Source organism: Microbacterium horticulturae, from assembly GCF_029094505.1.
Classification (GTDB): domain Bacteria; phylum Actinomycetota; class Actinomycetes; order Actinomycetales; family Microbacteriaceae; genus Microbacterium; species Microbacterium horticulturae.
The window spans coordinates 3,536,303-3,562,461 of record NZ_CP119108.1 but is presented as its reverse complement, the minus strand read 5'-3'; the positions used below and the strand labels follow the sequence as shown (position 1 = coordinate 3,562,461).

Annotated in this window: 30 protein-coding genes; 14 read left to right on the top strand and 16 right to left on the bottom strand. The window is 70.2% G+C overall.

From position 1 onward, the window contains the following. Positions 1 to 73: 73 nt before the first annotated feature. The 3 genes from PU630_RS16940 to PU630_RS16930 all read left to right on the top strand — a co-directional run bounded on the left by PU630_RS16940 (position 74) and on the right by PU630_RS16930 (position 2,001). Positions 74 to 352 carry a putative quinol monooxygenase gene (locus tag PU630_RS16940; protein ID WP_275278231.1) on the top strand — a complete coding sequence of 93 codons (279 nt, stop codon included), beginning with the start codon at positions 74 to 76 and terminating at the stop codon, positions 350 to 352. 186 nt (positions 353 to 538) lie between these two features. Next, positions 539 to 964, top strand: a complete 426-nt coding sequence (locus PU630_RS16935) for an HIT family protein (protein ID WP_275278230.1) — start codon at positions 539 to 541, stop codon at positions 962 to 964. 5 nt (positions 965 to 969) lie between these two features. Next, positions 970 to 2,001 (top strand): tocopherol cyclase family protein, encoded by a 1,032-nt coding sequence (locus PU630_RS16930; protein ID WP_275278229.1) that lies wholly within the window; start codon positions 970 to 972, stop codon positions 1,999 to 2,001. A 324-nt stretch (positions 2,002 to 2,325) separates the two neighbouring features. Here PU630_RS16930 and PU630_RS16925 read toward each other — a convergent pair whose 3' ends face one another. Further along, positions 2,326 to 3,774 carry an MFS transporter gene (locus PU630_RS16925; RefSeq protein ID WP_275278228.1) on the bottom strand — a complete coding sequence of 483 codons (1,449 nt, stop codon included), beginning with the start codon at positions 3,772 to 3,774 and terminating at the stop codon, positions 2,326 to 2,328. Between the two features lie 252 nt (positions 3,775 to 4,026). Between PU630_RS16925 and PU630_RS16920 the strand changes: the two genes are divergently transcribed. After that, entirely contained in the window at positions 4,027 to 4,473 is a 447-nt protein-coding gene (locus tag PU630_RS16920; protein ID WP_275278227.1) for a hypothetical protein, read from the top strand. A gap of 92 nt (positions 4,474 to 4,565) precedes the next feature. Here PU630_RS16920 and PU630_RS16915 read toward each other — a convergent pair whose 3' ends face one another. The 3 genes from PU630_RS16915 to PU630_RS16905 all read right to left on the bottom strand — a co-directional run bounded on the left by PU630_RS16915 (position 4,566) and on the right by PU630_RS16905 (position 7,608). Further along, positions 4,566 to 6,206, bottom strand: a complete 1,641-nt coding sequence (locus PU630_RS16915) for an ABC1 kinase family protein (protein WP_275280131.1) — start codon at positions 6,204 to 6,206, stop codon at positions 4,566 to 4,568. Positions 6,207 to 6,321: 115 nt separating this feature from the next. After that, complete coding sequence (locus PU630_RS16910) at positions 6,322 to 6,894, bottom strand: PadR family transcriptional regulator (protein ID WP_275278226.1); 573 nt, start codon at positions 6,892 to 6,894, stop codon at positions 6,322 to 6,324. A 261-nt stretch (positions 6,895 to 7,155) separates the two neighbouring features. After that, a complete protein-coding gene (locus PU630_RS16905) occupies positions 7,156 to 7,608 on the bottom strand; it encodes a MarR family winged helix-turn-helix transcriptional regulator (protein WP_275278225.1) in 453 nt (150 codons plus the stop codon). A gap of 90 nt (positions 7,609 to 7,698) precedes the next feature. Here PU630_RS16905 and PU630_RS16900 point away from each other — a divergent pair, with 90 nt between their 5' ends. Continuing rightward, positions 7,699 to 9,162, top strand: a complete 1,464-nt coding sequence (locus PU630_RS16900; protein ID WP_275278224.1) for an MFS transporter — start codon at positions 7,699 to 7,701, stop codon at positions 9,160 to 9,162. Between the two features lie 268 nt (positions 9,163 to 9,430). On the opposite strand, the gene PU630_RS16895 is transcribed toward PU630_RS16900, so the two are convergent. After that, the gene (locus PU630_RS16895; protein ID WP_275278223.1) at positions 9,431 to 9,601 is read right to left on the bottom strand and encodes a hypothetical protein; all 171 of its coding nucleotides are present in this window, start codon (positions 9,599 to 9,601) and stop codon (positions 9,431 to 9,433) included. A gap of 116 nt (positions 9,602 to 9,717) precedes the next feature. On the opposite strand from PU630_RS16895, the gene PU630_RS16890 reads away from it, so the two are divergent. Further along, positions 9,718 to 10,122, top strand: a complete 405-nt coding sequence (locus tag PU630_RS16890) for a PPOX class F420-dependent oxidoreductase (protein ID WP_275278222.1) — start codon at positions 9,718 to 9,720, stop codon at positions 10,120 to 10,122. Positions 10,123 to 10,174: 52 nt separating this feature from the next. Here PU630_RS16890 and PU630_RS16885 read toward each other — a convergent pair whose 3' ends face one another. After that, positions 10,175 to 10,543, bottom strand: a complete 369-nt coding sequence (locus PU630_RS16885; protein ID WP_275278221.1) for a DUF2255 family protein — start codon at positions 10,541 to 10,543, stop codon at positions 10,175 to 10,177. Positions 10,544 to 10,625: 82 nt separating this feature from the next. Between PU630_RS16885 and PU630_RS16880 the strand changes: the two genes are divergently transcribed. Further along, positions 10,626 to 11,174, top strand: coding sequence for a GNAT family N-acetyltransferase (locus tag PU630_RS16880; protein ID WP_275278220.1), 549 nt, complete (start codon positions 10,626 to 10,628; stop codon positions 11,172 to 11,174). Further along, positions 11,171 to 11,599: a hypothetical protein gene (locus PU630_RS16875; protein ID WP_275278219.1), complete on the top strand. Its 429-nt coding sequence runs from the start codon at positions 11,171 to 11,173 to the stop codon at positions 11,597 to 11,599. The genes PU630_RS16880 and PU630_RS16875 overlap by 4 nt, the downstream gene beginning before the upstream one ends. On the opposite strand, the gene PU630_RS16870 is transcribed toward PU630_RS16875, so the two are convergent. The 3 genes from PU630_RS16870 to PU630_RS16860 form a co-directional block, all read right to left on the bottom strand. After that, on the bottom strand, positions 11,571 to 11,927 hold the full coding sequence (locus PU630_RS16870) for a VOC family protein (protein WP_275278218.1): 357 nt from the start codon (positions 11,925 to 11,927) through the stop codon (positions 11,571 to 11,573). The genes PU630_RS16875 and PU630_RS16870 overlap by 29 nt on opposite strands. A 114-nt stretch (positions 11,928 to 12,041) precedes the next feature. Continuing rightward, positions 12,042 to 12,458 (bottom strand): arsenate reductase ArsC, encoded by a 417-nt coding sequence (locus tag PU630_RS16865; protein WP_275278217.1) that lies wholly within the window; start codon positions 12,456 to 12,458, stop codon positions 12,042 to 12,044. Further along, a complete protein-coding gene (locus PU630_RS16860; RefSeq protein WP_275278216.1) occupies positions 12,455 to 13,759 on the bottom strand; it encodes an NAD(P)-binding domain-containing protein in 1,305 nt (434 codons plus the stop codon). The genes PU630_RS16865 and PU630_RS16860 overlap by 4 nt, the downstream gene beginning before the upstream one ends. 81 nt (positions 13,760 to 13,840) lie before the next feature. Here PU630_RS16860 and PU630_RS16855 point away from each other — a divergent pair, with 81 nt between their 5' ends. Further along, the gene (locus PU630_RS16855) at positions 13,841 to 14,191 is read left to right on the top strand and encodes an ArsR/SmtB family transcription factor (protein WP_275278215.1); all 351 of its coding nucleotides are present in this window, start codon (positions 13,841 to 13,843) and stop codon (positions 14,189 to 14,191) included. A gap of 25 nt (positions 14,192 to 14,216) precedes the next feature. On the opposite strand, the gene PU630_RS16850 is transcribed toward PU630_RS16855, so the two are convergent. Next, positions 14,217 to 14,897, bottom strand: a complete 681-nt coding sequence (locus tag PU630_RS16850; RefSeq protein WP_275278214.1) for an NUDIX hydrolase — start codon at positions 14,895 to 14,897, stop codon at positions 14,217 to 14,219. Positions 14,898 to 14,969: 72 nt separating this feature from the next. Here PU630_RS16850 and PU630_RS16845 point away from each other — a divergent pair, with 72 nt between their 5' ends. Beyond that, positions 14,970 to 15,644, top strand: coding sequence for a 4a-hydroxytetrahydrobiopterin dehydratase (locus PU630_RS16845; RefSeq protein WP_275278213.1), 675 nt, complete (start codon positions 14,970 to 14,972; stop codon positions 15,642 to 15,644). A 45-nt stretch (positions 15,645 to 15,689) separates the two neighbouring features. Here PU630_RS16845 and PU630_RS16840 read toward each other — a convergent pair whose 3' ends face one another. From PU630_RS16840 to PU630_RS16830, 3 genes are all read right to left on the bottom strand, one after another. Beyond that, on the bottom strand, positions 15,690 to 16,538 hold the full coding sequence (locus PU630_RS16840; RefSeq protein WP_275278212.1) for a 3-hydroxyacyl-CoA dehydrogenase: 849 nt from the start codon (positions 16,536 to 16,538) through the stop codon (positions 15,690 to 15,692). Positions 16,539 to 16,597: 59 nt separating this feature from the next. After that, complete coding sequence (locus PU630_RS16835; RefSeq protein WP_275278211.1) at positions 16,598 to 17,020, bottom strand: MarR family winged helix-turn-helix transcriptional regulator; 423 nt, start codon at positions 17,018 to 17,020, stop codon at positions 16,598 to 16,600. A gap of 73 nt (positions 17,021 to 17,093) precedes the next feature. Continuing rightward, on the bottom strand, positions 17,094 to 19,265 hold the full coding sequence (locus PU630_RS16830) for a heavy metal translocating P-type ATPase (RefSeq protein ID WP_275278210.1): 2,172 nt from the start codon (positions 19,263 to 19,265) through the stop codon (positions 17,094 to 17,096). Positions 19,266 to 19,408: 143 nt separating this feature from the next. On the opposite strand from PU630_RS16830, the gene PU630_RS16825 reads away from it, so the two are divergent. Further along, positions 19,409 to 20,020 carry a GyrI-like domain-containing protein gene (locus tag PU630_RS16825; RefSeq protein ID WP_275278209.1) on the top strand — a complete coding sequence of 204 codons (612 nt, stop codon included), beginning with the start codon at positions 19,409 to 19,411 and terminating at the stop codon, positions 20,018 to 20,020. A gap of 121 nt (positions 20,021 to 20,141) precedes the next feature. Here PU630_RS16825 and PU630_RS16820 read toward each other — a convergent pair whose 3' ends face one another. Then, the gene (locus PU630_RS16820; RefSeq protein ID WP_275278208.1) at positions 20,142 to 20,756 is read right to left on the bottom strand and encodes a histidine phosphatase family protein; all 615 of its coding nucleotides are present in this window, start codon (positions 20,754 to 20,756) and stop codon (positions 20,142 to 20,144) included. Positions 20,757 to 20,797: 41 nt separating this feature from the next. Here PU630_RS16820 and PU630_RS16815 point away from each other — a divergent pair, with 41 nt between their 5' ends. After that, entirely contained in the window at positions 20,798 to 21,598 is an 801-nt protein-coding gene (locus PU630_RS16815; RefSeq protein ID WP_275278207.1) for a DUF1684 domain-containing protein, read from the top strand. Between the two features lie 7 nt (positions 21,599 to 21,605). Here PU630_RS16815 and PU630_RS16810 read toward each other — a convergent pair whose 3' ends face one another. Beyond that, positions 21,606 to 21,962 (bottom strand): VOC family protein, encoded by a 357-nt coding sequence (locus PU630_RS16810; protein WP_275278206.1) that lies wholly within the window; start codon positions 21,960 to 21,962, stop codon positions 21,606 to 21,608. A 305-nt stretch (positions 21,963 to 22,267) separates the two neighbouring features. Here PU630_RS16810 and PU630_RS16805 point away from each other — a divergent pair, with 305 nt between their 5' ends. Further along, positions 22,268 to 22,723 carry a DUF1648 domain-containing protein gene (locus PU630_RS16805; RefSeq protein WP_275278205.1) on the top strand — a complete coding sequence of 152 codons (456 nt, stop codon included), beginning with the start codon at positions 22,268 to 22,270 and terminating at the stop codon, positions 22,721 to 22,723. A gap of 166 nt (positions 22,724 to 22,889) precedes the next feature. Here PU630_RS16805 and PU630_RS16800 read toward each other — a convergent pair whose 3' ends face one another. After that, positions 22,890 to 23,468 (bottom strand): TetR/AcrR family transcriptional regulator, encoded by a 579-nt coding sequence (locus PU630_RS16800; protein ID WP_275278204.1) that lies wholly within the window; start codon positions 23,466 to 23,468, stop codon positions 22,890 to 22,892. 102 nt (positions 23,469 to 23,570) lie between these two features. On the opposite strand from PU630_RS16800, the gene PU630_RS16795 reads away from it, so the two are divergent. Next, positions 23,571 to 26,081: an MMPL family transporter gene (locus tag PU630_RS16795; RefSeq protein ID WP_275278203.1), complete on the top strand. Its 2,511-nt coding sequence runs from the start codon at positions 23,571 to 23,573 to the stop codon at positions 26,079 to 26,081. Positions 26,082 to 26,159 lie beyond the last annotated feature (78 nt).

Sequence of the window (26,159 nt, the reverse complement as noted above, 5' to 3'; positions counted from 1 at the left end):
CGGAGCGTCGCGCGCCACCCGGGAATGATCCTGCGCGGGGACTGGGCTGTGCGCTGTGCGAGAGAATCGGCGGATGAGCGGCATCCACCTCTCCGGCACCCTGGTATGTCGCAACGCGCGCGAGGCGGCGATCGTCGCGTCGTGCCTTCCCGAGCATGTGCAACTGACCCGCGCCGAGCGCGGCTGCGTGTCGTTCGAGGTCGCACCCGCGGCCGACCCGCTCGTGTGGACGGTCGAGGAGAGATTCGTGGATGCCGCGGCCTTCCGCGCTCATCAGCAGCGTGTCGCCGGCTCGGCGTGGGGACGCGCGACCGCCGGCATCGAGCGGCGTTACGAGGTTGAGGGGCTGTAAGGGGGCGCCCCTGCTCGCAACGGCATGGTCCCGGCGCGGCACGGGACGCTGTGGAATCACGGGCCATTCCGCTTGGCCGGGGTGCGACGGTGGCCGCGATCCCACACGCGCGGCGGCCGCAACGCCGATGTGCGTCCACTCAGCCGAACAGTGCACGAGGTTCCCTGACGCGATAGCGTCGCGGACATGACCGACTGCATCTTCTGCGCCATCGTGGCCGGCACTGCCCCGAGCGTGATCGTGGCCGAAGACGAGCGCACGCTCGCGTTCATGGACATCAACCCTGTGTCCGACGGGCACCTGCTCGTGATCCCGAAGGCGCACAGCGCGGATCTGCTCGACATCCCGCCCGAAGACCTCACGGCGGTCACGCTCATGGCGCAACGGCTCGCGCGCGACGCCGTGGACGAGTTCGGAGCCGACGGGGTCAACCTGCTCAACTCGTGCGGGGCCGATGCCTGGCAGACGGTGTTCCACTTCCACCTGCACGTGATCCCGCGTTACCTCGACAAGACGCGCGACCGCCTGCCTGCGGTCCCGTGGACGCCCGAGGTGCCCGGTGACCGCGATCTGATCGTCTCCCTCGGCTCCCGGCTGGCTGCAGCCGTCTGACGATCATGGGCCTGCGTGGGTGGTATCGGTCGACCGGAGCCGACCTGCCCTTCCAGAGTTCACTGCCCGCGCACCTCGGCGTCGCGATGGAGGGCTATTTCTGGCGCATCACCGACCCCGCGACCGGTCGAGTGCTCATCGCGTTGAACGGCGTCAACCGCGGGCCCGACGGCGCGTGGGCGACGCTCGGCTTCGCCGCGCATCCGGGCGGGTTCCTTCGCGCGGTCGCGCACCCGCACGCGCATGCCGACCCGCACCACATTGGTGCGAGCGCCGGCTCGGCGTTCGACGGCGATGACCGGCACCTGCACGTCGACCTCGGTTCCGACGCGCGGCTCGACGTCACCATCACCGACCCCGTGCCCTGGCCGCACCGCGTGTTCGGCGGGTCGAGCGTCTTTCATATGGTTCCCGGACTGAATCAGTACTGGCACCCCTGGCTGCTCGGCGGGCGCGCCACCGGCACCGCGACCGTCGGCACCGAGACCTGGACCCTCGACGGCGCGCAGATCTACGCCGAGAAGAACTGGGGGCGCGAAGGTTTTCCTGACTCGTGGTGGTGGGGGCAGGCGCAGGGCTTCGCTGAACCCGACGCGTGCGTCGCGTTCGCCGGCGGCCAGGTGCACGCCGGGCCGCTGCACACCGAGGTCACGGCCCTGGTCGTGCGCCTGCCGGGCGGCCGCACCATCCGGCTCGGCAATCCCGGCACGAGTCCCGTCCGCGCCGCCGTGACGGACGAGACGTGGATGCTGCGTGCCGACGCCCACGGCTGGTCGATCGAGGTGCGCGCACAGGCGCCGCGAGCGGCATCCCACATCCTGCCGGTGCCGCTGCCCAGCGAGCATCGCAACGTGGCCGGAGCGCTCGAGCACCTCGCCGGTTCGCTCTACATCACCGTGCGCCGCCGCGGACGCACGGTGTGGGAGGGACACTCTGCGCTCGCCGGACTCGAGCACGGCGGCCTCGCCCGAGCCCGCGCCGAGCTGGTGCGGCGCGGCGCCGATCCCGATGCGACGCACGCACCGCCCGTGGAGTGACCAGACGCGGCCGGCAGCGTCGATGACCATGACGACTCGCGTGTGAGCGGGAAGTCACATGCCCGCAGAGGTGCCTGCGTGAGCGGAAAGTCACATGCCCGTAGAGGTGCCGATGTGAGTGGGAGGGCGCAGGCCCCCGAGGGCTCATCTCCGTCCCCGCGAGACCACGCTCGTGCACGCTTTTACCGCCCATAGGCGTGCATAGGCGTGTTCTCGCGTGCTGAGGGGCTCACGGCAGCCGCGCGCGGTCGCGCAGATGCCGCCCCCGCGACCGGCTCACGGCAGCCCGCGCCCCGTCACGCAGACGCAGCCTCCGCGCCCCGGTCAGGCGGCCGTCGCGCCGCGCCCCCGCCACATCCCGAACGCGACGAGCGCCGCCGCCAGGACGGTGAGCGCGCCGCCGGCCCACGCGACGCCGGAAGAGAACTGCGCGTGCTGCAGGGCCGTCCATCCTGGGTCGGCGATGCTTCCGGCAAACAGCGCGGCGATGACGGTGCCACTCAGTGCGATGCCCAGTCCGGTCGTGACCTCGCTCGCGGTGTCGACGAGCGCGGCGCCGATCGTCGTGCGGTTCTCGGGCAGTCCGCGCATGACGTTCGTGCCGGCGACCACGCCGACCACCCGCATCCCGAGCGCGACCAGCGCGAGTGACGCGGCGACCCAGCCGTAGCCGAGCGGTCCGAGCAGGGTGAACACCGCGAGGCCGCAGACGGTCGCTATCGCGCTGATCCACGCGGTCGCGCCCATGCCGAGTCGGCGCACGAGCGGGCCGATGACTGCCCCGCCCGCGATGAGCACGACGACCTGCGGCAGCATGCCGAGCGCCGCCTGCGCGGGCGTCCAGCCCCAGCCGAACTGCAGCCGCAGGGTGACGAGGTACCCCAGTCCCGCGGTCGCGAGCCCGGACGCCGCCTTGTAGGCGAGTCCGCTCGAGACCAGCGGCCGGGCGACGAGACGCAGATCGAGCAGGGGATGCCGCGTCCGCCGCTCGCGCACGACGAACAGCACGGCGGCCACGATCGTCGCGGCCACGCCGGTCCACGGCCAGGCCGATGCTGCTCCGAGGTCGACGAACAGCGTCGGCGTCACCAGGGCGAGCACGATGGTCGCGGTGCCGAGCAGCGCGCCGGCGACGTCGATGGGGTCGTGGTGCAGCTCTTCGGGGACATCGGCCGGGATGCCGCGCCGGATGCCGAGGTACGCGAGAGCCGCGACCGGCACGTTGACCAGCAGCAACGCCTGCCACGGCAGAAGGGCGAGGGCGAACCCACCGGCGGTCGGGCCGATCGCCAGTCCGACGAGACCCACTGTGGAGATCACCGTGGTCGCGCGCACGCGCTGCAGGTCGTCGTCGAACAGCCGAAAGGCCAGCGCCAGCGATCCGGGTGTGGTCATGGCCGCCGCCACGCCCATCGCCGCACGGACCGCGATCAGCTCACCGGTGGTTGTGACGAACGCGGTCGCGAGGCTTGCGAGCGCGAGCACGATCAAGCCGAGCAGCATGATGCGGCGGCGCCCGAGCTTGTCGGCGAGGGCGCCGAAGGCGAGCATCAGGCCGCCGAAGACCACCGCGTACACGCCGGTGATCCATTGCAGAGCTGTTGACGACGCCGACAGCTCGCGGCCGATCGTGGGCAGCGCGACATTGAGGATCGAGTTGTCGAGCATCTCGAACAGGAAGACCGCCGATAGGCCGGTCAGGGCGATCCAGGCGTGGCCGAGCGTCTGCGGCGGCGCCGCAGAGCGGGTCGAAGACGGACGAGAGACAGACATCAGCACTCCTTCACGGGGAAGAAGTGGCGCCGCGGTCGCGGTCGCGTGTACTCGCGGCCGGCCATGGTGCCCTGAAGATCAGGGTCGGCGCAGCCGCGTTTCTACTTCGATGACGCACACGCTACCGCAGGCTGCTGAGAAGATCACGACGGTGACCACCAGTCGGGCGGCGGCCGCGGCATCCCCCTGCCATCCGAAGGCCCGATCTGCTTGACTCTGCAATGACGTGACGGGCACACCGAGGAGGACCACATGGCCGCACTCACCGATCCTCTCGACGCGGCCGGCACGATGTTGCACAGCACCGCTGTCACCGACGAGTTCGCGTGCTGGGCCGCCGAGCTGCCCGCCGGCGGGTCCGTCAGCATCCTCACCGAGCCGCCGTCGGTGCCCACGAGCGAGACCCTGGCGACGGCTGCCGGCATCATCGCCGACTTTGCCGCGCTCGCCGAGGCGGCAGCGCGGTATCTCGTCGCGGAACTCGCCACGCCCGAGTGGGGGCTGGATGCCGCAGACCTCGGCCGTCTGAGTACCGACGCGTTCGACGTGCCCGAAGCGGTCGTGTGGGAGGACGGCACGTGGATGCTGCGCTTCGCTGAGTGCGATCTGCAGGTCGGCGCGGAGTACGGCATCGGCGTGAACTTCGTCGGCACGGCGCCGGTCGGCGTCGAAGACCTCTCCGACGCCGACGAAGTCTGACGCGGCTGCTCAGCCCTCGGCGGGCGCCACTTCGCAGTCCGAGCCCGGCGACAGCACGGCCTCACGCGAAGCGGCGTACAGGTCCGAATCGTTCACGACCGGCTGCGCCCGCCGATCCCGGCCAACAGCGTGTGCAGCAGCGGCAGCACTGAGACGCCCATGAGTACGGCCCCGAACACCGCATCGGACGGGTGCAGCAGGATGCCGCCGATGAGAAGCCCGGCGAACAGCACCGCCGACACCACCCGGCGTGCGGCGCGCTCGAGGCGACTCATCCGCCGGTCGATCGCGGGCGTCTCAGCGCGGAGGCGCCCGCTCTCCAGCAGCGTCACGAGCGTGTCGATCCGCTGCGGCAGGGCCGCCGCCACGCGCGCGAACGAGAGGGCGTGCTGTGCGGCATCCCGCACCGCGGTCTTCCCTTGATCGCGGATCAGCTGCTGCGCGTAGGGTTCGACGGCCTTCCACATGTTGAAGTGCGGGTCGAGCGCGCTGCACACGCCCGAGGTGACCGAGGCGGCGCGGATCACGAGCAGGAAGTTCTCGGGCAGTTGGAACGGCATGGTGCGCAGCACCTCGCCGAAGCGGCGGGCGAAGTCTTCGAACTCGTGCGGATCGACGTTCTGCAGGTCGGAGATCGCCATGCCGCCGAACCGCGCGAACAGCTCGGTCATCGCCTTCTCGAGCTGAGCTTCGTCGGCCGAGGGCAGCAGCACGCCCATGCCGCTGATCGCGGCGACGAGTCCCTTGCCATCGCGTGCGGCGACGGCGATGAGCAGCTTCTGCAGGCCGCTGCGCAGCGTGTCGGGAATCTCGCCCATCATGCCGAAGTCGACGAACGTGAGCGCCCAGCCTCGGGCGGTGCCGGGGCGGGGCGTCACGAAGATGTTGCCGGGGTGCGGGTCGGCGTGGAAGAACCCGTCGCGGAACAGCTGGTCGAACATCGCCGCGGCCAGCGCCTCGGCGACCCGGTGCGGGTCGATGCCCGCCGCGCGCAGCCCCGCGTGGTCGCTGATCTTTATCGCCGTGACATCCGACAGCGTGAGCACGCGGCGGGTCGTCCGCTCCCATGCCGGCACCGGGGCCTCGACATGGGGGTCGCCGGCGAACGCGCCGGCGAAGCGCTCCGCCCCGGCGGCTTCGTGCAGGTAGTCGACCTCCTGCCGGCTTGTGGCGGCGAACTCCTCGACGAGCGCGGGCAGGTCCACGCGCTGCGCGATGAACCCGATGCGCGCGAGCCACCGGGCGATGCGGCGCAGCGCGCGGAGGTCGACATCGATGATCTCGTCGATGCCGGGTCGCTGGATCTTCACGACGACGTCCGCGAACCCGGCCTGCGCTGCGTCGTCGGGCGACAGTCGCGCGCGGTGCACTTGGCCGAGGGATGCCGCAGCCACCGGCTCGCGGTCGAACGACGCGTACGCCCGGTCGAGCGGCACGCCCAGCTCGGCCTCGGCCAGCGCGCGGATCGGCTCGAACGGCACCGGCGGCACTTCGTCTTGCAGCGACTCGAGCTCGCTCGTGATCTCGGGCGGCAGCACGTCGAGGCGCGACGAGAGGAACTGCCCGACCTTGATCATGAGCCCGCCGAGCTCAACGGCCAGCACATGGAACCGCGCGGCGATGCGCGCGAAGCGCGCCGGGCGTCCGCGCCGTGCGAGGTCGCCCAGCCCGATGCGCGGCAGCACCAGCGCGAACCACCACTCCTGCACGATGTACCGGGTGGCGAAGCGCATGATCCGCCGGTACCGGGCGCGGGGGGATGCCGCGGTCGTCGCGCGCGCGGGCGGCGGCGCGGTCGCGGCCGGGGCGCCCGGTGCGGGCGCGGGCGGGCCGTCGTGCGGCATCCCGTCAGTCCTGCGCGAGGATCGCGTAGATCTTGCGGCGCGCGTCATCGAGCACGGCGATGGCCTGCTCCTTCTGGGCGGACGTGCCGTTGCGCATCACCTGCATGCTGGCCTCGGCGAGCTTGGCACCCGCCTTCGGCAGGGCGGCCATGTGCTCGGTGCGGCTGGCCGGTCCTTCCCAGGGCGCCGGACCCTCGGCCGCCTCGGCCTGTGCGCGGCCGTCGTCGGTGAGCGCGTAGGTCTTCTTGCCGTCCGACTCCGTGACGCTGACGAGGTCTTCATCGGCGAGCAGCTGCAGGGCCGGGTAGACCGAGCCCGGGCTCGGCTTCCACGAGCCGCCGGAGCGCTCTTCGATCTCCTGGATCAGCTGGTAGCCGTGCATCGGCTTCTCGAGCAGCAGCGCGAGGATCGCCGCACGGACGTCGCCGCGCCCCATCCTCGGCCCGACGCGCTGTTCGAACATGTCGCGAAGGTTGCCGACGGCATCCCACATTCCTGCGCCGAACTGGCTGAAATCAGGGCGTCCGAAGCCGTGCCCACCGGCGTCGAAACGCCCGCCTGTCGATGAATCGTTCATGATGCTCCTCGGTTCGAGACAGGTCCCAAAGCGGGGCCTTGACGATAGTGAACGATATATCGCTGAGAATGGGGTGTGAATGGGGGATGCCGCGGCCTCCACATCTCCTCGCCTCGGGCGAGGGGATTGGACGACGCGAGGGCGATCTCGCGCGAAAGCCTCCTCGCGTCGGCAGATCCCCTCGCCTCGGGCGAGGGTGGCGTCGGATCGGCGCTGGTTGTCTGCTCTGGGCCGCCGCACTGGGCGGTGCACAGTGCCGGATCAGGCCTTGTCGCTAGCTGGCCAGTGGCGCCCGCTGCGCTCTTCGATCGCGGCGTTGTAGCGCTCGAGGGCCGCCGCAAAGCTCTCGATCTCGGCGTCGGTCCATCCGTCGAGCAGCACCTTCGTGGCCCGCAAGTTGTTGGCCCGCTCGTCGGCGAGCCGCCGCGCACCCTCGGTCGAGATCCGGAACTTGCGCGCCATCCCACCGGCGGGGTCGGGGATGCGCTCAGCGAGGTCGCGCCGCAATAGCGCGGCGGTCTGCCGGTTGAGCGTGGACACGTCGCGGCCCAGCACCGCCGAAAGCTCGGCGAGGGTCATCGGCCCGCCCGCGTCGAGGCAGGCGAGCAGCGTCATCGCGCTGCGGTCGAGTCGGCTGTCGCGCCGCGTGATGTCAGTGAAGTTGCGGCCGATCAGCAGAAAGCCCTGGTTGATCCGTTCGTGCGGCGTGGTCATTCCGCCTCCTCCCCGTGCTCTGAGTCTAACTCGTATGTGTATAGTGCATGGCATGTGCATAATGCACACTTATTCGCACGCAGAGGACTTATGACCACGACCACGCCTACCATCAAGAGCGGTCGGCTCATCACCGTGCTCGCTTTCGCCGGCATTCTCGGCGCACTCACCCAGACCCTCGTTGTTCCGCTCATCGCAGAGCTGCCCGTCATCTTCGACACCAGCAGCACGAACGCCTCATGGATCATCACCGTCACACTGCTCACCGGTGCCGTCGCGACGCCGATCGTCGGGCGCCTGGGCGACATGTACGGCAAGAAGAAGATCCTGCTGATCGCCCTCGTCCCGATGCTCATCGGCTCGGTGGTCTGCGCCCTGGCCGGAGGCGTCGTGCCGATGATCATCGGACGCGGCCTGCAGGGCATCGCGGCCGGAACCGTGCCGCTGGGCATCAGCCTGCTCCACGACGTGCTGCCGCACGAGAAGGTGCACGGCGCTGTTGCGCTGATGAGCGCGTCGATGGGCATCGGCGGGGCGCTCGGCCTGCCGCTGGCAGCCGGCGTCGCACAGTACGCGAGCTGGCGTGTGCTGTTCTGGGTCGTCGCGGTGCTGACGGCGCTGACGATCCTCTTCTCGTGGCTGATCGTGCCGCGCGACGAGGCGCGGCCCGCGGCATCCCGCAGCTTCGACTACGCGGGCGCCGTCGTGCTCGCCATCGGCGTCGTCGCCCTGCTGCTGGGCGTCTCGAAGGGGTCAGAATGGGGTTGGGCCAGCGCGCTCACGCTGTCACTGCTCATCGGCTCGGTGATCGTCTTCATTGTCTGGGGCTGGTGGGAGCTGCGCACCCCACATCGCCTCGTCGACCTGCGCGCCACGGTGCGCCGTCCGGTGCTGCTGACGAACCTCGCTTCGGTGCTCGTCGGCTTCGCGATGTATGCACAGTCACTGGTGATTCCACAGCTCATGCAGCTGCCGGCGGAGACCGGGTACGGCCACGGCCAGACCATGCTGCAAATGGGTCTGTGGATGGCTCCGATGGGCCTCGGGATGATGGCGGTCTCGCCGCTCGGCGGCCGGGTCACCCGACGTTACGGTGCGAAGACCACGCTCGTGATCGGCTCGATCATCATCGCGCTGGGCTACGGAGCCTCGACGCTGGTGACCGGTTCGCTCGTCGGTCTCATGCTCACCAGCACGCTGGCCAGCGCCGGTGTCGGCTTCGCCTACGGCGCGATGCCCGCGCTCATCATGGCGACCACGCCCGCGAAAGACAAGGCGGCCGCCAACGGATTCAACTCCCTCATGCGCTCGTTCGGCACGACCGCATCGGCTGCGGTGCTCGGTGTGGTGCTCGCGCAGCTGAGCACGCCACTGGGCGAATACACCGTGCCGACGCTGGCGGGCATCCGCATCTCGCTGCTCATCGGCTGCGGGGTCGCTGTCGTGGCCGCGGTGCTCGCGGCGTTCACCTCGTCGCGCAAGAGCGTCGTGGCGTCGGCTGAAAGGGTGCTCGCCGAGGCGTCGGATGAAGGGGTGGATGCCGCGGCTCGGTAGCCGCGCGGTCGTCCGCGCCGCCCCGCGCGGCCGTGATGGGGAAGGCCGGGCTGGGCCTCCAGGGGAGCTTCCGGCCGAGCCTCCGGCCGGGCCTCCGGGCGAGCCAGCGGCCAAGCCTCCGGCGGAGCCGGTCGACACCCTCTCAGAACGGCATTGAACTTCCTGTTCACACACCGGCATCACCTCGGTTCCCGGTTGTCGGCCCGGCTGTGTGAACGGGAAGTTCAATGCGTTCTCGCGGTGTGCCACTACCCTCGCGCCACGCCCGTCATCCCAACAGGCGCACGAGCGCCGCGACGACGTCGCCGTCGATCGGTCGACGGGTGAGCACCCGGTAGAGGAGCGCGCTGATGGCAGCGTCGGCCCGGGCGTCCGCGTCGTCGCCCGCATCGGCCATGAGCGACACCAACTGCGCATGCGCTGGTGCGGTCAGGAGCACGGTGCTGACGCTCCCGCGGCGGTGGTCAACGTCGAGCAAGCGGGCCGTGGGTCGCGGTCCGCCGCCGCACCGCGCTTCCTGCCCACGGGGGCGCAGACGTTTGGCAGGGTGGAGGTATGAGCGATGATCTCCATGCGATCCTGCCCGCCGGGCGTCGGCACCTCCTCGAGGAGCCGCTTTTCGGTCACCTGGGAACGATCCGTCCGGACGATACCGTGCAGGTGAATCCGATGTGGTTCGAGTTCGACGGTGAACACGTACGCTTCACCCACACCACCAAGCGCCAGAAGTACCGCAACCTGCAGCACAACCCGTCGATGGCGCTGTCGGTCGTCGACCCCGACGAGGCGGTGCGCTACATCGAAGTCGCCGGCCGCCTGATCGAGGTTGTCCCCGACCCGGAGGGTGCGTTCTACGTGCGGCTGCAGAACCGGTACGGCAACCCGAGCACCACGCCGCCGCCCGACAAGGCCGACCGGGTCATCCTCGTGATGTCGATCGAGCGCGCCACCGGTCAGTAGCAGAGGCGAGTAGCAGAGGCCAGGCGCCCGGCCGCCGGCTTGGCGCCGCAGCTCAGACCGGAACGACGCGCAGCTGGTGCGCGTGTGCGGCGTCGCCGACCATCGCGGGTACCGACGGGCTGGGGTCGTACTTCGCGTGGTACGCCGCGTCGATGTCGGCGTCGAGCCGCGGATCGACGTCGGGGTCGAAGGTGACGTCGACGCTCAGATCGCCGGCCGTGAGGCGTCCGGCACCGAGTTCCCGCGCGGCGCGGTACCAGCGGGACTTGTCGCCGGTGTACGCGCGGATGTACAGCTCGCCGTCGACGCAGACATCCCAGATCGTCACCGGTGAGCCGTAACCCTCCGCGTACGCCGCCGCGACCTGGACCTCGTCGGCGGCCGCGAGCTGCGTCAGGGTGGTGGGGTTCCATGTGCTCATGCGGGCATTGTCCCGCGGCGGTCATCACGTCGGCAATGGGGTCGGCGTGCGGTTAAACTCACCGCGGCGAAAGGGGACGGCGATGCGCATCCGCGATGCAAGACCGGAGGATGCCGCGGCGATCGCCGCGATCTACAACGACGCCGTCGTGCACACTACCGCGGTGTGGAACGACGACCCGGTCGACGTCGCCGAGCGCGAGGCCTGGGCGGCCGACCGGCAGGCCACCGGCCTTCCGGTGCTCGTGGCCGTCGACGACCTCGACCAGGCGATCGGCTATGCGAGCTATGGCCCCTGGCGCCCGCACGACGGGTACCGCCACACCGTCGAGCACTCGGTCTACGTGCGGGGCGACCAGCGTGGCGGCGGCATCGGCCGTGCGCTGATGGAGGTGCTCCTCGCCCGCGCGCGAAAAGCCGGCGTGCACGTCATGGTCGCCGGCATCGAGGCCGCCAACACCGGGTCGATCGCCTTGCACGAGCGCCTCGGATTCGCCGAGGTGGGCCGACTTCCCCAGGTGGGCGCCAAGTTCGGGCGCTGGCTCGACCTCGTCTTTCTGCAGCTGACCCTCGACGACGCGCCGGCGCCGGGCGGCGGCATCCCCTCTTCCCCTCGGCAGGAGAACGCATGACCGACGTCGCCCCCGACGGCACCGAATTGCTCGCCCAGTCCGACGGCATCGCCCGGTTCGCCGCCGCCAACGGATGGCGCTACGACGCGACGGCCGACCCGCCGGCGCTGGGCGCGAGCCTGTGGGAGTGGGCATCGGACGGCACCGTGCACGACCGGGTCAGCGGCCCGGGGTGGGAAGCCGGCCGCATCACCGGCGGCACCCGCGAGGCGAGTTCGGTCAGCCGCAGCGGCGCGTGGACGGTGACGCGGTCGGTCACCGTCAGTACACCCGAGAAGGCGATCGACCTGGGCTACCTCGCGATCACCCTGCCGCGGCGGCTGCCACAGATGGTGCTGGATGCCACGAGCAACGACCGGCACGGCTCGTCGAGTCTGCTGCACGTTCCGCGCGCCGTCAGGCCGCGGACTCATACACCTCGATGAGGTTGCCGTCGGGGTCTTCGAAGACCGCCCACCAGCTCGTGTCGGTGATCGCGGTCTTCGGCGTGCGCACCCGGCCACCCGAGGACTCGGCGCGGGCGAGCGTCTCGTCGATCGAGTCGACCTCGACCGCGCTGCGCGGCTGCGTGAACTCGGCCGTGCGTTCGACGAGCGCTCCGCCGCTGATGCCGTTCGGCGCCCGCCACATCGGGTAGCCCTCGAAGCCCGGACTCTCGGCGATGTTCCACCCGAATACCGCGCCGTAGAACTGTGTCGCCGCCGAGAAGTCCGACACCGGAATCTCGACGTGCGTGATGTCACCGTGAGACATGATTCCCGCTCCTTCGCTGAGTGACGCGCTCACCGTACGCCGCCCGCCGTCGGGCGACAAGAGGGAAGGTGCGGCCCGAAGGCGTTCAGCGCGGAGACGCCATCCCCGAGACGCTCAGCCCAGCGACGCGATCAGAGCTTCGACCCGCTCACGGATCCGATCCCGGATGCCGCGCACCACCTCGATCGGCTGCCTGGCCGGATCGACGAGCACCCAGTCCTCGTATCGCTTTCCCGGATAGACGGGGCAGGCATCGCCGCATCCCATCGTCACGACGACATCGGCGTGCTGCACGTCGTCGGGCGTGAGCACGCGCGGCGCGTGCGCGGTGATGTCGATGCCGACCTCGCGCATGGCCGCCACCGCGACGGGGTTCACCCTCTCGGCCGGCTCAGAGCCGGCCGAGAGCACCTCGACCCGGTCACCGGCAAGACGCCGCAGCCAGCCGGCGGCCATCTGCGAGCGACCGGCGTTGTGCACGCAGACGAACAGCACCGCGGGGCGGGTCGTGGCCCGCCCTTCGTTGATCATGCGCAGCATCCGTCGGACGAGCAGACGCCGGTCGCCGGCAGCTGCAGCCGAACCTGCTGCGCGGCATCCACATCTCCGTCGAGCCAGGCGGTCACGGAGCGCACCTGTTCGTATCCGGTTGCGAGCAGGAACGTCGGGGCGCGGCCGTACGACTTCATGCCGACGATGAAGAAGCCCGGCTCGGGGTGAGACAACTCGCGGAAACCGTGCGGCGCCACCGTGCCGCACGAGTGATCGTTCGGGTCGATCAGCGGTGCCAACCGGCGAGGCGCCTCGACCACGGCATCCAGTTCCAGCCGGATCTCGCGCAGCATCGCCAGATCGGGCCGGAAGCCGGTCGCGTTCACGACGACGTCGGCGTCGAGAGAGAACGGCTCGTCGCGACGGGTGCCGAGGAGACGGACGCCGCTGCCCGCCGGTTCGACGGCGGCGATCTCGAACGAGTCGACGAGGTGCACGGCGCCGCGGGCGACGAGCGCATCGACGCGTGCGCCGAGGCGGGCACGATCGGGCAGCTCGTCGTCGGGCGATGACGACACACGCACCGCCGATGCGTTGCGGATCACCCAGCTCACACGCGTGCCGGGCCGTTCGTCGGCGAGCTCGGCGAGGGCGATCAACGTGTTGGCGGCGGAGTGGCCGGCGCCGACGACGACGGTGTGCCGCCCGGCGAAGGCGTCGGCATCGGCGCCCCGCACATCGGGCAGCGCGTGCACGATGCGGTCGGCCGCGGCATCCACCCCCAGAGGATCCAGACCCGACGACGCCAGCGGGTTCGGCGAGGCGTAGGTGCCCGAGGCGTCGATGACAGCGCGTCCGGTCAGTTCGGTGACCGCGCCGTCGGTGTCGCACACGCGCACGACGAACGGCGCCTGCGCGCGGCCGGCGGTGCGGGTGCGGTCCATGCCGCGGCGCGACACGCTCACGACCTCGGTGCCGAAACGGATGCGCTCGGCGATCCCGGACAGCTGGGCAAGAGGCGCGAGGTAGCGGTCGACGAGCTCGTGCCCGGTCGGCACCACGTCGTCGGCGGGGGTGATCCAGCCGGTCGCTGACAGAAGGCGCTCCGCGACCGGGTCGACGAGGTACCGCCACGGCGAGAACAGTGTGGTGTGCCCCCAGCGGCGCACCTGCGCGGCGACGTCGCCGCCGGCCTCGAGCACGACGAAGGCGATGCCGCGATCGGCGAGATGCGCCGCGGCGGCCAACCCGACGGGACCGGCGCCGATGACGATGACCGGCAGGTCGGCGAGCGGCGACTGCGCGACGGGCCGCGGGGAGAGATCGATCAGCGTGGTCACGCCGCCTCCAATGCATCGATGAGTATCGATGTTCAGTATGTCATCGCATCGACGCTTGTCAATATCCTCTATCATCGAGCCATGGCCACCGCCCTCGAGATCACCGACGTGAGCGCCGCGACCTGCGGTACGTCCCTCGTACGCGAGCCGCTCAGCACGGCCGACGCCGAGCAGCTGGCCGCGACGCTCAAGGCGCTCGCCGACCCCACTCGGCTGCGGCTGCTGTCGATCGTCGCCGCGTCGGAGGGGCAGGAGGCCTGCGTGTGTGACCTCACCGAGCCTTCCGGCGTCTCGCAGCCGACGGTGTCGCATCACCTCAAGGTGCTCACCGACGCGGGGTTCCTCTCGCGCAGCAAGCGCGGCACCTGGGCGTACTACCGGCTCGAGCCGGCCGGACTCGAGCGCGTCGCGCAGCTGGTCGCGCTGCCGTAGCGGCGCGTATACGGAGCGCACATGCTCACACCCGCGGCTCGACGTGCCGCGTCTCGTCCCACGGGCGGGTCCAACCGAGCGTGTCGAACATGCTCGACAACAGGATGCCGGTGAACCCCCAGATGAGCCGCCCGTCGAGCTCGAACGCGGGCATCGGCGGCATCTTCAGCCCGCGCACGCGGGTCACGCTGCGGCGATTCTCGGGGTCGAGCAGTTGTGCGACCGGCGCGAGAAAGACCTCTTCGGTCTCGGCGGCGTCGACCGCGTGGACGGGGGAGGGATGTCGCCACCACGCCGGCACCGGCGTGACGAGGTTGTTGCTCACAGCCAGCGGCAGTTCGGGCAGCGGCGCGAACAGCTCGACGCCGCGCGGGTCGATGCCGGTCTCTTCGACCGCCTCGCGCACCGCGGTGCCGGTCGGCCACTCGTCGCCGGCCTCGACGCCGCCGCCGGGAAAACCGATCTGCCCGGGGTGATGACGCAGGCTTGACGCCCGGCGCAGCAGCAGGACCGCCGCATCGTCGCGCGCGACGGGATGCTCCCCGTCGGTGCCATCCGCCGGGCCGAAAAGCATCAGCACCGCCGAGCGACGGCCCGTCGCGGCATCCACCCGCTCCCGGCGGAAGCGTGACCAGTCGGCCGGTGTGCTCAGGCGCGCGAGAGCGGCACGGGTGTCTGCGGCGGCGATGTCGGAGGTATCGGCCATACTCGGCGTGTCCGCATCTGTCACCCTCAGCACAGTACTCGGGGCAGCGGACACCGACGGAGGAGGACGACGATGACCGAGACCGAAGAAGCGTTCCTGCAGCTGCAGCCGGACGAGTTCCATGCGACGGGCGGCACCGACGACTGGCGCGTGCTGTTCTGGGGCGCGCAGGCGTTCTACCGCACCGACTCGTTCGCGCAGGCCGCCGCCTTCGTGGGCGACATCGCGCAGGCCGCGGCTGCGGTCGGGCATGACCCCGACGTCGACGTGCGGCCGGAGGGGGTGGCGATCAAGACGTTCACGCGTGCTGACGGCGCGCTGAGCCGCGCCGACGCCGACCTCGCTGTGGCTGTCAGTGCGGCTGCGCACGCGCGAGGACTCGTGGCCGACCCGAGCGTGCTGTCTGTGGTGGGCATCGCGGTGGCGCAGGACGCCGGCATCGACGTGCGCCCGTTCTTCGAGTCGGTGTTCGGCTATGTGCGGGTGGGGGAGGAAGACCTCATCGACCCGCTGCGGCGTGGGCCGCATCTGTGGTTCCACGAGCTCACGCCGCCCAAGCCCGGCCGTGGGCGCACGCACATCGACTTCTCGGTGCCGCGCGACGTCGCCGGGGAGCGTATGCAGGCGGCGCTGGCGCACGGCGGGCGCGTTGTCGGTGACGGCGAGATCATGCCGCAGACCTGGACGGTCGCCTCGCCCGAGAACCACGGTGTCGACATCGCGGGCTGGGCCGACAGTATGGCGTGACGGGATGCGGCGGGCCGCGGCACCCCGCCCCATCGGTCTGCGAGCTCAGCCCTTGTACGAGTAGAAGCCCTCGCCGGTCGCGACGCCGAGCTTGCCCTTGTCGATGTACTGCTCCTTGAGCAGCTTCGCGAAGGCCTGCTGCTTGGGTCCGCCCGCCGCCGAGATGTTGTAGGCGGTGGTCAGGCCCACGACGTCGAAGATCTGGAACGGGCCGGCCGGTGCGCCGGTGCCGATGCGCCAGACGTTGTCGATGTCTTCAGGGGTCGCGATGCCCTCGACGAGCAGGTCGCCCGCGGCGTCGAGGAACGGGACGAGCAGTGAGTTGAGCACGTAGCCCGAGCGCTCCTTGTGCAGCTGGATCGGAACCATGCCGATGCTCTTGGCGAAGGCGACGACCTCGTCGTACACCTTCGGGTCGGTGCCCGGGTGGGCCATGACCTCGGCGGTGTTGTGCACCCAGATCTCGTTCGCGAAGTGCAGCGCGAGGAAGCGCTCGGGGCGCCCGGTGAACTCGGCGATCGCCGAGGGCAGCAGCGTCGACGAGTTGGTCGCGAAGATCGTCTTGGCGGGGGCCACCTCGCCGAGCTTCGTATAGACGTCGCGCTTGAGCTCGAGCTTCTCGGGGACCGCCTCGATGACGAGGTCGGCGTCCTTCACGGCGTCGGCCAGGTCGGCGCTGTACCGGATCCGACCCAGCGCCGCGTCGGCCTTGCCGCCAGCGGCGCCTTCGACGCGCTTCGTGTAGGTGGCCGCGAGCTTCTCGAAGCGGGCCTTCGCCGCAGCCAGCGCCTCGTCGTTCACGTCGTATGCGACGACCTGGTGACCGCTGTACGCGGTCTGGAAGGCGATCTGCGAACCGAGCACACCCGTGCCCAGCACTGTGATGTTGTCCATCTGTTCTTCCTTCTCTTGTGTGTGGAGAGCGGATGCCGCGGCCGGCCGGCCGCGGACGTTCAATCGGCGCGCGCCCCGGCGGTGAAACGCGCGAGGTCGCGGGCGAACCGGTCGACGTCGCCGTCGGGCCAGTCGTGCATGGCGCCGGCGACGGCGTCGGTGAGCACGGCGATGGTCTCGCGGTACGCGCGCTCGCCGGCGGGAGTCAGCGCGAGAGGACGGCCGCGGCCGGGGCTCTCGATCTCGTCGACCAGGCCCGCTCGTACGAGGTCGCCGAGCTGGCGTGACACGGTGGAGCGGTTCAGTCGGAAGTCGCGCGCGATGTCAGCGGCGCGGCATCCCGGATTGTCCACGATGTACCCCACGATCGACTGGGCGGTCATGCTCAGTGCGATCTCGGCGGTGCGCGCGTCGGAGACTCCCCGGCGCGAGATGAGGATGAGCGTGCTCAGGATCTGAGCCGTGTCGGTGTCTCGTGGCATCCCGCACCTCCTCTCGTGTTGTTTAATGCAACAATAACGCGCAGTGTTGCGTTGTGCAACACCGCGTTGTTGCTCATTCCTCCGTCGCCACTGCGGTGCTCGATCGCGGTGTGCTCTGATTCGGGCGCAGGTCGAGCCGCCGCAGCAGCTGGGCGTTCAGCGCCACGACGATCGTGGACAGTGACATGAGAATCGCCCCGACCGACATCGGCAGTACGAACCCGATCGGTGCGAGCACGCCTGCGGCCAGCGGCACCGAGATGAGGTTGTAGCCGGCGGCCCACCACAGGTTCTGCGTCATCTTGCGGTAGGTCGCCTGCGAGAGGTGGATGACCGAGAGCACCGAGCGTGGGTCGGAGCTCGCCAGAATCACACCCGCTGACGCAATCGCCACATCGGTGCCCGCGCCGATGGCGATGCCGACATCAGCCTGCGCGAGAGCGGGTGCGTCGTTGACGCCGTCGCCGACCATGGCCACGCGCTTGCCCTCGTGCTGCAGCTCGGCGACCGCCGCTGCCTTGTCTTCGGGGCGCACGCCGGCGTAGACCCGGTCGATATCGAGCTCGCGCCCGACCGCCTGCGCTACGGCCTCGGCGTCGCCGGTGATCATGACGACCTCGATGCCGCGCGCGTGCAGCGTGTCGACGGCAGCGCGCGACTCGGGCCGCACATGATCCGCGAGCTTCAGTCCGCCGATGACGCGGCCGTCGCGCACCACGTGCAGGATGATCGCGCCGTCGGCGCGCCACGTCTCCGCGCCGCCGACCTCGTCGAGACCGAGTTCGGTGAGCAGATTCGGCCCACCCACGCGCACCTCGTGTCCGGCGATGGTGGCCGTCACGCCGACGGCGGGTGATGAGGAGAATTCGGATGCCGCGGGTACCGTCAGCCCGCGTTCGTGCGCTGCCGCGACGATGGCCCGGGCGAGGGGGTGCTCACTGTCGGTCTCGGCGGCCGCCGCCAGGGCGAGGACGTCGTCGGCCGCGGCATCCTGTACCGGCGCCAGTGCGGTCACTGTGGGCTCGCCCTTGGTCAGGGTGCCGGTCTTGTCGAACAGCACGGTGTCGACGGTGCGCATGGTCTCGAGTGCAAGGCGGTCTTTGATGAGCACCCCGCCACGGGCCGCCCGCTCTGTCGCTATCGACACGACGAGCGGAATGGCCAGGCCGAGCGCGTGGGGGCACGCTATCACCAGGACGGTGATGCTGCGGATGACGGCATCGTCGGGGCTGCCCACGAGCGACCACACGATGGCGGTGATGACAGCGGAGCCCAGCGCGAACCAGAACAGCAGCGCGGCCGCCTTGTCGGCGATCCGCTGCGCGCGCGACGATGAGTTCTGTGCTTCGGTGACGAGGCGCTGGATGCCGGCCAGCGCGGTGTCGTCGCCTGCGGCGGTGACCTCGACGCGCAGTCCCGAATCGGTCGCGACGGTGCCGGCCGTCACGGCGTCGCCGGTCTCGCGCGTGACGGGACGCGACTCGCCGGTGACCATGGCCTCGTCAATGGCGGCGCGCCCCTCGACGATGGTGCCGTCGGCCGGGATGCTGCCGCCCGGTCGCACGACGACGACGTCACCGACGCGCAGCTCGGTCGGGCTGACGCTCACGACGCTGTCGCCCTCGAGGCGTTCGGCGGTATCGGGCAGGAGGGCGGCCAGCGAGTCGAGCGCCGAGGTCGTCTGCGCCAGCGAGCGCATCTCGATCCAGTGGCCGAGCAGCATGATCACGATGAGAAGGGCCAGTTCCCACCAGAACTCGAGTTGGTGGTCGAGCAGGCCGATCGTCGAGCCCCACGACGCGAAGAACGCCACGGTGATCGCGACGGCGATGAGAGTCATCATGCCGGGGCTGCGGGTCTTCAGCTCGGAGACGGCTCCGGAGAGGAACGGCCACCCTCCCCAGACGTACATGACGGTGCCGAGCAGCGGGGCGAGCCAGGTCAGCCAGGTCGGCACCGTGTAGCCGAGGATCATCGCGAACATCGGCGACAGCGCGACGACGGGCAGGGCGATGATCAGGTTGATCCAGAACAGGCGGCGGAACCGGGCGACGTGGCCGGTGTGCCCCGCGTGGTCGTGGTCGGAGTGCGCAGTGTGCTCGTGCTCGTGCTCGTGCTCGTGACCGGCGTGGTCGCGCGGGCTCGGTGCTGCATGGTCGTGCGCGGGGGCAGCTTCGGTGGGTCCTGCGTCGTGATTCACGGTCGTCTCTCCCTCATGAACGCGGTGATTGCGTTCGTCCGGCATAACACTGATACCCCCCGGGGGTATTCCGGTCACGCTGGACGGCGAGCCATCCGGCCACGGTACGGGCGGCTCGAACCCGCCGCAAGGCGCTGGCCCGCGGCATCCACCCCCATGCGCACCGCCGGATTGCTAGAGTCGCCGGCATGACCGAGGCCGCCGTCGATCTGCGACGCGAGATCGCGAGCTATTCCGCACGCCGTGGCCGCTTCGACGTCGTCGAGGTGCCGCCGCTGTCGTTCCTGATGATCGATGGACGCGGCGACCCCAACACGGCGCCGGCGTATCGCGAGGCGATCGAGACGCTGTATCCCGTCGCGTATCGGCTGAAGTTCTTCAGCACGCGCGAGTTGGGCCGTGCCTACAAGATGATGCCGCTCGAGGGTCTCTGGTGGGCCGACGATATGACGGTCTTCACCCAGCGCCGCGACAAGTCGCGATGGAGCTGGACGGCCATGATCGCGGTGCCGGACTGGATCGACGGGGGGCAGGTCGACGCGGTGCGGGATGCCGTCAGCGCACCTCGCATCGACGCGCTGCGGTTCGAGCGCTTCGACGAGGGGCTGTGCGTGCAGACGCTGCATGTGGGACCGTACGACGCCGAGGGGCCGGTGCTGGAGCAGATGCACGATGAGGTCATCCCGGCACAGGGACTGCGGATGAACGGCAGGCATCACGAGATCTACCTCGGCGACCCGCGTCGTGCGGCCCCTGAGAAGCTGCGGACGATCCTGCGGCAGCCGGTCGAACGGGTCTGACGTCGCCCGCGGCCGCCTCGGACACTGAGCGTGACGCTCGGTCCCACCGACTGCGGCGCCGCGCCGGCGTCGTTCGCAGGCGATCTGTCCGCATCGCCAGGCACCGCGATCGGCCGCGCCCTCACACGTGCATGTTCCAGCGCGCGACGACGCGGGCACCGTGCTCGAAGCCGAGTTCGCTGATGCTGCCGGCGCCCAAGGCCAAGCGGCCGCCCTCGGTAGGCGGCAGGCTGAGCCAGCGCGCTGCGAGCACCCGCAGAAAGTGCGCGTGCGAGAACACCACGGCATCCCGCCCCGCCGCAGTCGACTCCGCCAGTCGCGCGATCACGGCGTCGGCGCGGCGAGCGACGTCATCCGGCGTTTCGGCGGGCAACGGGTCGGGGGCGTGTGCGGTCCACAGGTTCCACGGGTGCCCGATCTCTGCGGAGATCTCACGCGTCGTGCGGCCTTCGAGTGCGCCGTAGTCCCACTCAGCGAGGTCGGGGTCGACGTCGACCTCGTCGAAACCGGCAAGCACAGCCGTGTCACGGGAGCGGCGGCGCGGGCTGCACAGCACCTGGGCGAAGTGCATTCCGCGCAGCGCCTCGCCGATGCGGCGCGACTGCTGCTCACCCGTCGCGGTGAGGGCCACGTCGGTCGTCGATGTGTGCCGGCCCGACAGGCTCCATGCTGTCTCGCCGTGGCGTACGAGCACGACCGAAGGGCCCGAGGATGCCGGAAGGAAATGCGTCGTCATGCATCGAGCGTAGGCGCGTCGGCGTGCGCGAGACTGAAGACATGACGGATCGGGATGCCGCAGACTTCGTCGCGGCGTGGGAGAGCTGGCACGTCGCGCACGAGCAGGAGCGCGCCGACCCGCACGGATTCCTCGCCATCACGGCGGCGCACTGGCTCACGCCCGAGCCGCAGCGCTTCGACGACGTGCCGGGCGCCTGGTCGGCGGGGGCCGAGGGTGCGGTCGTCGTGCTCGCCGACGGCGAGGCGCTCGCCGTGGATGGTGTTCCGATCATCGGGCGGCACACGTTCGTCGGCGTCGCGCCCGGTGCTCCGGCGCGGGCGACGTGGTCGACGGCGGGCGGCGGGGCCGTGGTCGAGGTGGCCGACTTCGGCGGGCACGCGGTGCTTCGGCCGCGGCATCCCGACAATCCCACGCTCGTGACGTACGCGGGCACCCCTGCCTATGCGCCCGACGAGCGATTCGTCGTCGACGCCCTGTTCACGCCGTTCGCTACCCCGCGCGAGGTCGCCGTCGACACCGTCGTCGATGGTCTCGAGACCGTGTTCGACGCCGCCGGCACGGTGGAATTCGAACTCGACGGACCGCACCGACTGACCGCGTTCAGCGACGACGACGGGCTGCGGCTGTTGTTCACCGACCGCACGAGCGGGGTCACGACGTACGCCGCGAGCCGCAATCTGCACATCCCCGCGCCCGATGCCGCGGGGCACGTGCGTATCGACTTCAACCGTGCGACGAACCTGCCGTGCGCGTACACGTCGTCGGCGATGTGCCCGTTGCCGCCTGTCGAGAACCGCCTTGACGTCGCGGTCGAGGCGGGGGAGAAGATCCCCGGCTGACGCGGGGTCAGTCCCGCCGCAGCGGTGAGTAGAACGTGAGCCCGTTGCCCTGGCTGTCGTAGACGACGGCGCGACGCTCGTGCGCGTCGTTGTACGGGCCCTTCGCGACGCCGCCCCCGTTGTCGTCGACCGCCTTCGCGTCGCCGTCGACGTCGTCGGTCTTGATGCCGACCACGACCTGCCCGGGGATCGGGTGGTCGAGCGACGTTGCAAGCGCGAGCGTGATCGTGCCGCCGTCGAGCGCGGCGAAGTGGTTGCCGTCGCGGAACTTCAGCGGAAACCCGAGCGTCTCCGTGTAGAACGCGATGGATTCGTCGAGGTCTTCGGTCGACAGGACGATCATCTTCACCTGGCGTTCGGTCATGGTGCCTCCTCCGTCGCGGTGTCGTGTTGGCCCTGACGCTACTCCGTGCCTCGGACGCTCGGCCGGCATCGCAGCGCGGCCCGCGGCGTCCCGACCCGCAGTATCCGGCCTCGCCTGAATTCGGTGAGAGAACAACTGCCGGACGAGGATGCGGGTATTTCCCTATCTCTCGGCCGGCAGTTGTTCTCTCACGGTCTGGGAGTCATGAGGACATGCGCGCGCGGAGGCCTGGGATGCCGGGGCCCGGCGCCTCCGGGCGCGATAGTCTGACCGCCGATGGCGAGTGGGCGAGGGCGAGGGCGGCGATGAGGGTGCCGAGTCCTGGTCTGCTGGTCGCCGCCGCGGCGACCTGGGTTGCGCCGATCGCGGTGCTCGTGGACCGGATGTCAGCCGAGTCGATCCCCGCGAAGGTGCCAACGCAGTGGAATCTCACCGGAAACGTCGACAGCTGGATGCCCACCCAGCTCGCCTTCGTCGCCGCGTTTGTCCCGGGGCTTGCGGGCGCGGTGCTGCTGACGGTCATCGTGTTGGGCGCCGGCGACGACATTTCGCGCGTACGCGGAGCTGCGGGTTTGGCCAGTGGCGCGCTGCTGACCAGCTTCATCGCGTTCACCTGGTTCTCGTCCGTCGCTCTCTCGGCAAGCGGCGACCTGTTCATCGCCGGGCTCGTCCCACCGCTGCTTGGCGGACTCGCCGTCGCCGTCGCGGTGTTCGCCGGTGCTGCGGCCCCGCGCCGCAAGCGGTCTGCGACGACACCGTAAGCGGACGTGGATGCCGCGGGCCGCGGCATCCACTCGTCTCGCGTGCGCCGCGCTTCCGCCTCGCACACTCATCGGCGAGAGAACGCCGGGAGCTGTTCTCTCGCGGACACGTGACGGGGTGGGATGCCGCGGCGCGGCGCCCGGGGCAGGGCGACGCCGCCGCTGCTCAGGCGGAGGGCGCGGTCAGCACCTGCACGAGGCGCGCGGCCGTCGACGGGTCGAGTGGCTCGCGGCTCAGCGCCCGCACGATGATCAGCCCGAGCAGAGCCTCGGTGAGCTCGGCACCCGATGCCGGGGCCTCGCCGGGGTGTGCATCCACTTCTGCCTGCAGTCGACGCGTGAACACGAAGTCGGCGCCGAGGGTGGCGCGCAGGCGCCTGCCGACCTCCGCGTGCTCGGCGGCGGCCGCGATGAGCGAGCGCATGAGCGCCTCGCCGCGAGGCTGCTGCAGCATGTCGGAGAGCGTCTGCAACCAGGCGCTCAGGTCGGCCTCGAGGTCACCGGTGTCGGGCGGCCTGAGGGTGTCGGGCAGGATGAGCCCCTCGAGCAGCGCTTCGGCGAGCAACTCGCCCTTCGACCCCCACCAGCGGTAGACGGTCTGCTTGCCCGTGCCGGCGCGCTGCGCGATGCCCTCGATCGTGAGGTGGTCGTAGCCCTTCTCGTGAAACTGTTGGGCCGTCGCCTCGAGGATCGCGCGCCGCGCCGCGTCGCTGCGGACCGGCCCGCTCCGGTGCCCCTCGGTCATGGCTCTCATCCTACGCAAAGGTGACGAGACGAGACGGGGCGTATCATCTACGAGGCGTCGGAGCTCTTACCGACGCCTTCGTCTTTCATGGAGGGTGCGCGCGTGGCCGAACTGCTGTATCGACTCGGGAGGTTCTCGGCGCACCGCGCCTGGATCGTCATCGTCTCGTGGCTCGCGATTCTCGCGATCGCGGTCGTCGGCTTCGTCATCGGGTTCAAGCCACTCGCGTCAAGTTTCGACATCCCGGGCACCGCGTCGGGACAGGTCACCGACAAACTGGCCGAGAAACTGCCCGACCTCGCCGGGGCCTCGGGCCAGGTCGTGTTCTCGACCACCGACGGCGACGCATTCACATCCACGCAGAAGAAGCAGATCAGCGCCCTCGTCGACGGGGCCGACGGCCTGCCCGACGTCTCGGACGTCGTCGACCCCTTCGACACCGAGAAGGAGCGGGCCGACCAGGCGGTCGACCTCGACGACGCGGTGGCGAAGCTCGACGACGGCCAGGCCAAGATCGACGATGGCGAGAAGCAGATCGCCGATGGGCTCGATCAGCTCGACGACGCGCAGAAGCAGCTCGACACGGCGCGCGAGCAGGCCGCGGCGGCCGGATACCCGACCGATCAGATCGACGCCCAGCAGAAGACCCTCGACGAGAACCGCGCCGAGCTGAAGAAGCAGAAGACCAAGCTCGCCGACAGCCAGGACGAGCTCGACGCCCACCGCACCAAGACCGAACTCGGTCAGCAGCTGCTCACATACGCCGAGGGCATCCGCACGGTCTCGAAGGACGGCTCGGCTGCCATCGTCAACGTCGCCTTCGACCTCGCGCGCCTCGAACTGCCCGAGTCGTCGAAGCAGGCCGTGATCGACTACTTCGAAGCCACTCCGATCGTCGGCGTCGAGGTCTCGTTCTCGACCGACATCGCCCAGGGCGTGCCGGCCATCTTCGGCGTTGGCGAGGCGGTGGGGCTCGTCGTCGCGGCCGTCGTCCTGCTGGTGATGCTGGGCTCGATCGTGGCGGCGGTCTTCCCGCTGGTCACCGCGATCCTCGGCGTCGGCGTGGGCGTGGTCGGATCGATGGCCTTCTCGGGCATCGTCGACATGACCAGCGTCACCCCGGTGCTCGGCGTCATGCTGGGGCTGGCCGTCGGCATCGACTACGCGCTGTTCATCATCAACCGGCACCGCAAGCAGCTGCGCGCCGGTACGCCCGTGCACGAGTCGATCGGCCTCGCGAACGGCACGGCGGGCAACGCCGTCGTCTTCGCCGGGACCACGGTCATCGTGGCGCTGCTGGCACTGAACATCACGGGAGTGCCATTCCTGGGCGTCATGGGAACGGTCGGCGCCGTGTGCGTCGCGATCGCGGTATTCATGGCCATCACGATGACACCGGCCCTGCTGGGACTGGCCGGCGAGAAGCTGCTCACCCGCCGTGCCCGCGCGAAGCGGGTGGCCGTCATCGCCGAGCACGAGCGGGTGGATGCTGCGGCCCCTGCCGCGCCGGCGGTGAAGCCCATGTCGACCTGGCGTGCGGCACTGACCGCGATCGGAGCGGTCGTCGCGCTGCTGGTCGTGGCGATCCCCGCCCTGTCGATGCGCGTCGGCCTGCCCGACGGCTCGACCGAACCGGAGGGGTCGGCCTCGTACACGGCGTTCATGACCGTTCAGGATGAGTTCGGCGCCGGCGCCAACGGCGCCCTGCTCGTGGCCGCGCACCTTCCCGCCGGGCTCGACGACGACGGCGTCCTGCAGGCACAAGTGGATGTGGCATCCACTCTCATGGATCAGAAGGATGTCACAGCGGTTGCCCCGATCGCCGTCAGCGACGACAATCGGCTCGCGGCGTTCCAGGTGGTTCCTGCCGAGGGGCCCAGCAGTGAGAGCACCGAACAGCTCGTGCGCGACCTGCGCGCCACCGAGCCGGTCGACGGCGACATCACGCTCGGCGTGGCCGGCCAGGCGTCGATCAACATCGACATCTCCGAGAACCTGCTTGACGTGCTGCCGATCTACCTCGCAGTCGTGATCGGATTGTCGCTGCTGATCATGATCTGCGTGTTCCGCTCGCTGCTGGTGCCGCTGATCGCGACCGGCGGCTTCGTGCTGTCGCTGTTCGCGACCTTCGGGGCGCTGACCGCGGTGTTCCAGTGGGGATGGCTGGCCGATGTGCTCGGCATCCATTCGACCGGGCCGATCCTGAGCTTCCTGCCCGTGATTCTCGTCGGGATCCTGTTCGGACTCGCGATGGACTACCAGCTGTTCCTCGCCTCGGGCATGCGCGAGGCGTACGTGCACGGAGCGTCGGCGCGTGTGGCGGTGCAGCGCGGCTTCCGTGCCGGGCGCGCCGTCGTGGCCGCCGCGGGGCTGATCATGGTGTCGGTGTTCGGCGGGTTCGTGTTCTCGGAGTCGACGATGATCCGCTCGATCGGGTTCGGGCTCGCGTTCGGTGTGCTGGTCGACGCGTTCGTCGTGCGGATGCTGCTCATGCCCGCCCTCATGCACCTCATTGGGCGCGGCGCCTGGTGGCTGCCGAAGTGGCTGGACCGCATCATCCCGAACGTCGACGTCGAGGGTGCCGCCCTTGAGCGGCGCCACCACGTGGTCTGAGCGGGCGGGATGCCGCGGGCCGCGGCATCCCGCGCCGTCGGGCTCGCCTCTGATCGCGCCCCCGGATCGGCGAGAGAA